Genomic DNA, 7,748 nt, shown 5'->3' on the forward strand with positions numbered 1-7,748 from the left:
CCATTCTTGTCCGTAACGCGCGGGCAGTTTCTGCCGCGGCGCAAGTGCAATCAACAACAAGAGGGGTGGCGCGATGAAGGCGCAGCCGGCGGTGATCGTGTTGGCAGCGGGGCGGGGCAGTCGCTTCCTGGGCGCCGACCACAAGCTGGCGCAGCGGTTGGGCAGTGCCACGGTGCTCGCCACCACGCTGCGCCACGCCGTGGCCACGCAGCTGCCGGTGGTGGTGGTCACCACCGAGGCCTTCGCGGAAGTGGCGCGGCGCAGCGTGGCGGCGCGCGACGTGATCGTGCTGCCGGAGGTCGGCTCGCCCGGCCACGACTCGCTCGGCATGGGGTATTCAATCGCCAGCGGCGTGAGCGCGGCGCCCGACGCCAGCGGCTGGATGGTGCTGCCCGGCGACATGCCGATGGTGCGCACCGAGACCATGCTGGAGGTGGCGCGCGAACTGGCCCAGCACCCGGTGGTGTTCGCGCAGCACAAGGGCGTGCGCGGCCATCCGGTCGGCTTCGCCGCCGAGCTCTACAGCGAGCTGACGGCCTTGCGCGGCGACGAGGGTGCGCGGCGCCTGGCGGCCCGCTACCCGGCGATCGGCGTCGAGGTCGACGACCCCGGCGTGCTGATCGACGTCGACACCGAGGCCGACCTGGAAAGCTTGCGCGTGGCGCAGCAGGCCGGTCAGGCGCAGGCCCAGCGGATCTGAGCCGCCTCAGGCTGGCGCCAGCGAACGCGCCAGGCGTTCGAGGCGCTCGATCTCTCGATCGCGGATGCCGCGCGCGCGCAGCGACGCCGCTGTTTCCAGCAGGTACTCCAGCGTGCTGCCGTAGCGGCCGCGCGCGTGGCGCAGGATCTCCAGCAGCTCGTTGTCGGCGAGCTCGCCGGTGTGTGCCGGGCTGGTGCGGTCGAGCGTGAAGGCCAGGGCGCGCACCGTGCCACACGGCGTGCGGCAGGGCAGCCAGCGCGGGTCGTACACGCCGGTGGGCATCTCGCGCGCCCACAGCCGCTCGAGCTCGCGCTCGGCGCGCCCGCGTTCGATGCGGTAGACCACGCCGCGGCACGAGCCCCCCGAGACCAGCGCGAACACCAGCCCGGGCCGCTCGGGCGTGCCGCGGTTGATGCGCGAGCGCATGCGCAGCGCCCGGTGCCAGCCGTGCACGGCGGCGCCGCGCTGCTCGTCGGCGACGAACTCCGGGCGCCAGATCAGCGAGGCGTAGCCGAACACCCACAGGTCGTCGCCGGCGCTCCAGCTGCGCAGCGTCTGCTCGAGCAGCGCCTGCGGATCACGCAGCATCAGCGGGTCGACGGGGACGTCCATGGCTGAACTCTAGAATGCCTCGCATCACTTGGAAGGGAGAAACGCATGAGCGACGCGAACGATGACACGCAGAACTACGCGCTGGGTGCGATTGCCGCGGTGGTGGCACTGGTGATCGCCGGCGTGCTGACGCTGGCGATCAGCCGCTCCGGTGCGCCCAAGGCGCCAGCAGCGGCTGCGGTGGCCGCGGCGGCACCCGCCGAAGCGGCCTTGCCGCGGGTGTACTTCGAGGTCGACTCCGATGCACTGCCGGCCGACGCGATGGACGTGCTCAACCGCGTGGCCGACGCGGCGCGTGCCAACCCGGGCGCAGCGGTGCTGATCTCCGGCTTCCACGATGCCAGCGGCAATCCCGAGCACAACGCCGACCTCGCCAAGCGGCGTGCCCAGGCGGTGCGGCATGCGCTCGAGGCCAACGGCGTGCCGGCGGCCCAGCTGGTGCTCGACAAGCCGCAGCAGACGCTGGGCGGCGGCGACCCGCGCGAGGCGCGCCGGGTCGAGCTCAAGGTCCAGTAGCGCCACCATCGACAAGCCGGCAGGGTGATGCCGCGGCTGTTTTGACGATGTAACCTGGTTACTTGATAATTCGGAGTAGAGTTACAACCTGCTCCGGACATCGCCATGAAACCTGCCATCGTCGACGTCACGCAGCGCATCCGTGAGCGCAGCGCGAGCCTGCGTTCCGCCTACCTGGCCCGCGTGCAGGCGGCCATCGATCGTCCGCGCGGCGCCGACCGCATGGGCTGCGCCAACGTTGCCCACGCCTTCGCCGCCCTGCCCGCGAACGACAAGCTGAAAGTGGTGGCGGAGAAGGCACCGAACATCGGCGTCGTCACGGCCTACAACGACATGCTCTCGGCCCACCAGCCGTACGAGGGCTTCCCGGCGGTGATCCGCGACGAGGCGCACCGGCTCGGCGCCACCGTGCAGGTGGCCGGCGGCGTGCCGGCGATGTGCGACGGCGTCACCCAGGGCCTGCCCGGCATGGAGCTGAGCCTGTTCTCGCGCGACACCATCGCGATGGGCACGGCGATCGCGCTCACGCACGACGTCTTCGACGCCGCGCTGCTGCTCGGCGTGTGCGACAAGATCGTGCCGGGGCTGCTGATCGGCGCGCTGCACTTCGGCCATCTGCCGTGCGTGTTCGTGCCCGCCGGGCCGATGAGCACGGGGCTGTCGAACAACGAGAAGGCGAAGGTGCGCGAGCAGTTCGCACAAGGCCTGGTGGGCCGCGACAGGCTGCTCGAGGCCGAATCGGCCGCCTATCACGGCCCCGGCACCTGCACTTTCTACGGTACCGCCAACAGCAACCAGATGCTGCTCGAGGCGATGGGCCTGCACGTGCCCGGCGCGGCCTTCGTTCATCCGCACGCGGGCCTTCGCGAGGCGCTCACTCGCGAGGCGGTGCGCAGCGTGCTGTCCATCCGCAAGGGTGGACAGCGCTTCCGGCCGATCGGCCAGCTGGTCGACGAGCGCGTGATCGTCAACGCGATGGTCGCGCTGCTGGCCACCGGCGGCTCGACCAACCACCTGATCCACTGGGTGGCGGTGGCGCGCGCCGCCGGCATCCTGATCGACTGGACCGACTTCAGCGACCTCTCCCACGCCACGCCGCTGTTGGCGCGCGTCTACCCGAACGGCAGCGCCGACGTGAACCAGTTCCAGGCCGCAGGCGGCCCGGGCTTCGTGATCCGCGAGCTGATCGACGGCGGCTTCATGCATGCCGACGTGGCCACCGTTGCCGCCGGCGGCCTGCGGGAGTACGGCACGCTGCCAGCGCAGGACGAGGGCGGCGCGCTGCGCTGGAGTGCGCTGCCGGCCGAGAGCGGCGACACGGCGATCGTGCGCACGGCCGCCGCCCCCTTCAGCGCCGAAGGCGGCCTGAAGCTTCTGACCGGCAACCTCGGCCGGGCGGTGATCAAGGTCTCGGCGGTTCCGGAGGACCGCCACGTGATCGAGGCCCCGGCGCGGGTCTTCACCTCTCAGGAACATCTGCTGGCGGCCTTCAAGTCCGGCGAGCTGGAGCGCGACCTCGTCGCGGTGGTGCGCTTCCAGGGCCCGCGCGCCAACGGCATGCCCGAGCTGCACAAGCTCACGCCGCCGCTGGCGGTGCTGCAGGGCAAGGGCTTCAAGGTGGCGCTGGTGACCGACGGCCGCATGAGCGGTGCCTCGGGCAAGGTGCCGGCGGCCATCCACGTGAGCCCGGAGGCGCTGGCCGGCGGACCGCTCGCCAAGGTGCGCGACGGCGACCTGATCCGGCTCGATGCGGTGGCGGGCACGCTCGAAGCCCGGGTCGACGCGGCCGACTGGGCCGCGCGCGAACCGGCGCAGATCACCGCGGCCGCCGCCGACACCAATGCCCACGGCCTCGGCCGCGAGCTGTTCGGCGGCCTGCGCCGCAACGTGCTCAGCGCCGAGGAAGGCGCCTGCACCTGGCTCTGATGTGGACCACCCCCGTAGCGCCTTCGGCGCTCCCCCTCGAAGGGGGCGCCGCTAGCGGACCGGCGCAGCCGGTTCCTCGGCGGCCGCTTGATGGGCTGAGGCCCAAGGAGTTTCGATGAACTTGAATACGTTGGATCTGGCCGTGCACGGCCCGGTGATTCCGGTGATCGTGATCCAGCGCCTCGACGACGCCGTGCCGTTGGCGCAGGCGCTGGTCGACGGCGGCGTCAGGGTGCTGGAGGTGACGTTGCGCACGCCAGTGGCGCTGCGCGCGATGGAGGCCATCGCACGCGCCGTGCCCGAAGCCATCGTCGGCGCGGGAACGATCCGCAGCGTTGCCGATGCTCAGGCGGCGCGCGACGCCGGCTGCCGTTTCGGCGTGAGCCCCGGCTACACCAGCGAAGTCGGCCACTACTGCCGCAACGTGACGTTGCCGCTGCTGCCCGGTGTGGCCACGGCCAGCGAGGTCATGCAGGCCAACGCCGACGGCTACCACTTCCTCAAGTTCTTCCCGGCCACGGCGGCCGGCGGCATCCCCTTGCTGAAGGCATTGCACGGGCCGTTCCCCGACGTGGCTTTCTGCCCCACCGGCGGCATCACGCCGGAGACGGCGCCACAGTTTCTCGCCCTGCCCAACGTCAAGGTGTGCGGCGGCTCCTGGCTGACGCCGGCCGACGCGGTTCAATCGGGTGACTGGGCGCGCATCACCGCGCTCGCCCGCCAGACCCACGCGCTGCGCGGTGCTTGACGCACCGTAACAAGGGCGCCCATCGCTGGGGCAGAATTTGCCCATGAGCGAAGTGCAACCCGCCCAACCGGTGACGCCGGAGCTGCGTGCCTGGATCCTCGAGCAGGCCAAGGCCGGCGCGCAGCCGGAAGCCGTGCTCGCCTCGATGAAGGCCAGTGGCTGGCGCGAGGACGTGGCCATCGCCGCGCTGGAAGACACGCTACGCGGCTTTCTCGACGAGCGCGCCAAGGCGGCGCAGCTGCCGCCGCCGGTGCCCGTGCCCGAGCCGCTGCCGGCAAGCGGCGGCATGCCCACGACGATCCAGCTGCCCGACCGCGAGGTGCGCGTGGTGATGGCCATGCGCGACCCGCGCGTGGTGGTGTTCGGCGGGCTGCTCTCGCTCGAGGAATGCGATGAGCTGATGGCGCTGGCCGCCAGGCGACTGACCCGCTCCGAGACCGTGCAGACCGACACCGGCGGCAACGAGGTCAACTCGGCACGCACCAGCCAGGGCATGTTCTTCGACCGTGGCGAGAACGATCTGTGCCGGCGCATCGAGGCGCGCATCGCCGCGCTGATCCACTGGCCGGTGGAGAACGGCGAGGGCCTGCAGGTGCTGAAGTACCTGCCCGGCGCCGAGTACAAGCCGCACTACGACTACTTCGACCCGGCCCAGCCGGGCACGGCCACCATCCTCAAGCGCGGCGGTCAGCGCGTGGGCACCGTCGTCATGTACCTCAACGACCCCGAGGTCGGCGGCGGCACCACTTTCCCCGACGTGCAGCTCGAGGTGGCGCCGGTCAAGGGCAACGCCGTGTTCTTCAGCTACGACCGCGCCCATCCGGCCAGCAAGACGCTGCACGGCGGTGCCCCGGTGGTGGCCGGCGAGAAATGGGTCGCCACCAAGTGGCTGCGTGAAGGGGTGTTCCGCTGATGCGTGAAGCCTCGGTGGATGCCGGAGCGCTCGCCGGCATCACGGTGATCGACCTGACGCGCCTGCTGCCCGGCCCGCTGGCCACGAAGCACCTCGCCGAGATGGGCGCCACGGTGCTGAAGATCGAGGGCCCGGCCCGGGACGGTCAGGAGGACGGCACCCGCCACATGGGCCTGACGCGTGCCGACCGCGAAGCCGGCCGCCCCAGCCTGACTTTCCGCTGGCTCAACGAAGGCAAGCAGCTGCGCGAGATCGACCTGCGCAGCGAGGCTGGCCGCGCCGAACTGCTCGAACTCTTGCGCAGCTCCGATCTGCTCGTCGAAGGCTTCCGCCCCGGGGTGATGGACAAGCTGGGCCTGGGCTGGGCGACGTTGCACGCGCTCAACCCGAAGCTCGTGATGTGCGCGATCAGCGGCTACGGCCAGCGCAATGCCTGGTCGCACCGTGCCGGCCACGACATCAACTACATCGCCATGGCCGGCGTGCTCGAGCAGATCGCCACCGTCGACGGCGACGTGGCGGTCCCCAATTTCCAGATCGGCGACCTGATGGGCGGCACGCAGGCCGCGGTGTCGGGCATGCTGGCTGCGCTGCTGTCCGCGCAGCGCAGCGGGAAGGGCAGCTTCGTCGACGTGTCGATGACGCACGAGGTCTGGCGGCACCATGTTCTCGCGCGCATCACGCTGGAGGCCAGCGGCCGCATGCCCGCGCCGGGGCGCGACCTGCTCTCCGGCGGCGCACCCTGCTACGGGGCCTACCGCTGTGCCGATGGCCGCTTCATGGCGGTGGGCGCGCTGGAGATGAAGTTCTGGCGCGCGCTGTGCGAGGCGCTGCGCCGGCCCGAGTGGATCGAGCAGCACTGGTCGCGTGGGCTGCTGCCGGGAAGCGCCGAATCGATGGCGCTGCGCGCCGAGGTGGCCGCGGTATTCGCGCGCCAGACCATGGCGCACTGGGCGGCGCTGTTCGAAGGCGTCGATGCCTGCGTCACGCCGGTGCTGCGGCTGGACGAACTCACCACGCACCCGGTGCACCGCGCGGCAGGCTGAACCTCAGGCGCGCAGCTGCCCCGGTGCGGAGTGCGAGAACGGCCGGCTGTTCTCGATGCGGCGCCACTTGCGCTGCTCCCAGGTCTGCGGCCCTTCCAGCGGCCAGGCCTCGATCAGCGGCGTGAGCTCCACCCGCGGCACGCGTGCGAACTGCGGGCCGGCCTTGCGCAGCAACCAGCGCCCGCGCCGCAGCCTCGGCGGCAGCGCGGCATGCCGCTCCGACACCCAGTACACGCAGCCGCGTTCGGCCCAGAAGGCCTGGCGCTCGAAGTTGACGCGGCCGGCGAAGCCGGTGAAGTCGGGGAACACCAGCGCCTCGTCCGCCGTCTCGACGATGGCGTAGAGCAGGTCTCCCGGCGAGTCGCCGCTGCCGTGGTGCACGAACACCACACGCTCGATGTCCTGCGCGTTCACGCGGTCGATGGCCTCGTCTTCGCGGTAGACGACGATCTCCGCGCCCTGCCATGCCGTGCGCCATGCGGTTCTCATGCTGATCCTCCAACGACTCCTCGGGTCGGAGATCAACCTTAGCCCGATGTGCCTGTCACACTGTGTCGAGTCGCATCAATCTGCAAACGCGACGACCACCGTGGCGGCCGCGAGGCCGGCCACCAGCGCCGGGCCGACACGCATCGCATAAGCGGCTCCGCCCGACACGAAGGCGGTGACCAGGCGCGTCACCGTGTTCGCGGCGAGTGCGACCAGCACACCCTGCAGCAGGGTCAGCGCATCGAGACGCTGGGCGTTGAACAGCGACAGCAGCGACGCGATCGGCGAGTGCGCATCGGCGAGCGCGGCCAGCGCGGCGCTGGCCAATGCGCCGGCATCGCCGAACAGGCGTTGCGCCTGCGACACGAGCAGGGCCACTGCCGCCAGCAGCAGTGCCACCACCAGTGCTTCGCGCAGCCGCAGGGCGCTGCGTTCGGACAGCAGCGCGCCATCGCCGTCGCGCGCGCCGCGCCGCGACCACAGCGCCGCTACGGCGAGGGTCGCGGCCACGCCGGCCAGCGCCGGCCACCACAACAATGCCAGTGCCGGCGGCGAGAGCGCCGCGGCCATGGCCAGCATCTGCACCCAGGTGGCGCAGCCCGACAACGCGCCGGCTGACGCCGCCAGCGGCACGGCCACCTGGCCCGCGCGAGCCCGCGCGCCGAAGGCCGCCACCGTGGCGGTGCTGGAGACGAAGCCGCCGAAGAACCCGGAGGCGGACAGCCCGAGCCGCGCGCCGAACAGGCGCAGCGCCACGTGGCCTGCCGCCTGCAGCACGAGGATCAGCAGCACCAGCGA

General features: G+C 71.5%; 9 protein-coding genes. 6 read left to right on the forward strand and 3 right to left on the reverse strand.

Annotated elements, in window-relative coordinates; translation table 11 throughout:
• Positions 1-73 precede the first annotated feature (73 nt).
• Complete coding sequence (locus AB7U92_RS17595; protein ID WP_428579759.1) at positions 74-700, forward strand: nucleotidyltransferase family protein; 627 nt, start codon at positions 74-76, stop codon at positions 698-700.
• Between the two features lie 6 nt (positions 701-706).
• Here the strand turns inward: AB7U92_RS17595 and AB7U92_RS17600 are convergent, their stop codons facing one another.
• The gene (locus tag AB7U92_RS17600) at positions 707-1,312 is read right to left on the reverse strand and encodes a gamma-glutamylcyclotransferase (protein ID WP_428579762.1); all 606 of its coding nucleotides are present in this window, start codon (positions 1,310-1,312) and stop codon (positions 707-709) included.
• Positions 1,313-1,357: 45 nt separating this feature from the next.
• On the opposite strand from AB7U92_RS17600, the gene AB7U92_RS17605 reads away from it, so the two are divergent.
• The 5 genes from AB7U92_RS17605 (at position 1,358) to AB7U92_RS17625 (ending at position 6,461) form a co-directional block, all read left to right on the forward strand.
• The gene (locus AB7U92_RS17605; protein ID WP_428579765.1) at positions 1,358-1,828 is read left to right on the forward strand and encodes an OmpA family protein; all 471 of its coding nucleotides are present in this window, start codon (positions 1,358-1,360) and stop codon (positions 1,826-1,828) included.
• Between the two features lie 105 nt (positions 1,829-1,933).
• Positions 1,934-3,754: a phosphogluconate dehydratase gene (gene edd, locus AB7U92_RS17610; protein WP_428579768.1), complete on the forward strand. Its 1,821-nt coding sequence runs from the start codon at positions 1,934-1,936 to the stop codon at positions 3,752-3,754.
• A gap of 115 nt (positions 3,755-3,869) precedes the next feature.
• Positions 3,870-4,502: a bifunctional 4-hydroxy-2-oxoglutarate aldolase/2-dehydro-3-deoxy-phosphogluconate aldolase gene (locus AB7U92_RS17615; protein ID WP_428579771.1), complete on the forward strand. Its 633-nt coding sequence runs from the start codon at positions 3,870-3,872 to the stop codon at positions 4,500-4,502.
• 43 nt (positions 4,503-4,545) lie between these two features.
• The gene (locus tag AB7U92_RS17620; protein ID WP_428579774.1) at positions 4,546-5,415 is read left to right on the forward strand and encodes a 2OG-Fe(II) oxygenase; all 870 of its coding nucleotides are present in this window, start codon (positions 4,546-4,548) and stop codon (positions 5,413-5,415) included.
• On the forward strand, positions 5,415-6,461 hold the full coding sequence (locus tag AB7U92_RS17625; protein ID WP_428579777.1) for a CaiB/BaiF CoA transferase family protein: 1,047 nt from the start codon (positions 5,415-5,417) through the stop codon (positions 6,459-6,461). The genes AB7U92_RS17620 and AB7U92_RS17625 overlap by 1 nt, the downstream gene beginning before the upstream one ends.
• Before the next feature lie 3 nt (positions 6,462-6,464).
• Here AB7U92_RS17625 and AB7U92_RS17630 read toward each other — a convergent pair whose 3' ends face one another.
• Together AB7U92_RS17630 and AB7U92_RS17635 are read right to left on the reverse strand one after the other, a co-directional pair.
• Positions 6,465-6,950, reverse strand: a complete 486-nt coding sequence (locus AB7U92_RS17630) for a hypothetical protein (protein WP_428579780.1) — start codon at positions 6,948-6,950, stop codon at positions 6,465-6,467.
• A gap of 75 nt (positions 6,951-7,025) precedes the next feature.
• On the reverse strand, positions 7,026-7,748 hold a 723-nt coding region (locus AB7U92_RS17635), incomplete at its 5' end, for a DUF4010 domain-containing protein (RefSeq protein ID WP_428579783.1).

The sequence above is a fragment of the Piscinibacter sp. genome, assembly GCF_050175855.1.
In the GTDB taxonomy this organism is placed as follows: domain Bacteria; phylum Pseudomonadota; class Gammaproteobacteria; order Burkholderiales; family Burkholderiaceae_C; genus Piscinibacter.

Excerpts from the sequence above, each read along its gene's own strand:
- AB7U92_RS17615 (WP_428579771.1), top strand. The coding sequence starts at position 3,870 with ATGAACTTGAATACGTTGGATCTGGCCGTGCACGGCCCGGTGATTCCG.
- AB7U92_RS17605 (WP_428579765.1), top strand. The coding sequence starts at position 1,358 with ATGAGCGACGCGAACGATGACACGCAGAACTACGCGCTGGGTGCGATT.
- edd (WP_428579768.1), top strand. The coding sequence starts at position 1,934 with ATGAAACCTGCCATCGTCGACGTCACGCAGCGCATCCGTGAGCGCAGC.
- AB7U92_RS17595 (WP_428579759.1), top strand. The coding sequence starts at position 74 with ATGAAGGCGCAGCCGGCGGTGATCGTGTTGGCAGCGGGGCGGGGCAGT.
- AB7U92_RS17600 (WP_428579762.1), bottom strand. The coding sequence starts at position 1,312 with ATGGACGTCCCCGTCGACCCGCTGATGCTGCGTGATCCGCAGGCGCTG.
- AB7U92_RS17620 (WP_428579774.1), top strand. The coding sequence starts at position 4,546 with ATGAGCGAAGTGCAACCCGCCCAACCGGTGACGCCGGAGCTGCGTGCC.
- AB7U92_RS17630 (WP_428579780.1), bottom strand. The coding sequence starts at position 6,950 with ATGAGAACCGCATGGCGCACGGCATGGCAGGGCGCGGAGATCGTCGTC.
- AB7U92_RS17625 (WP_428579777.1), top strand. The coding sequence starts at position 5,415 with ATGCGTGAAGCCTCGGTGGATGCCGGAGCGCTCGCCGGCATCACGGTG.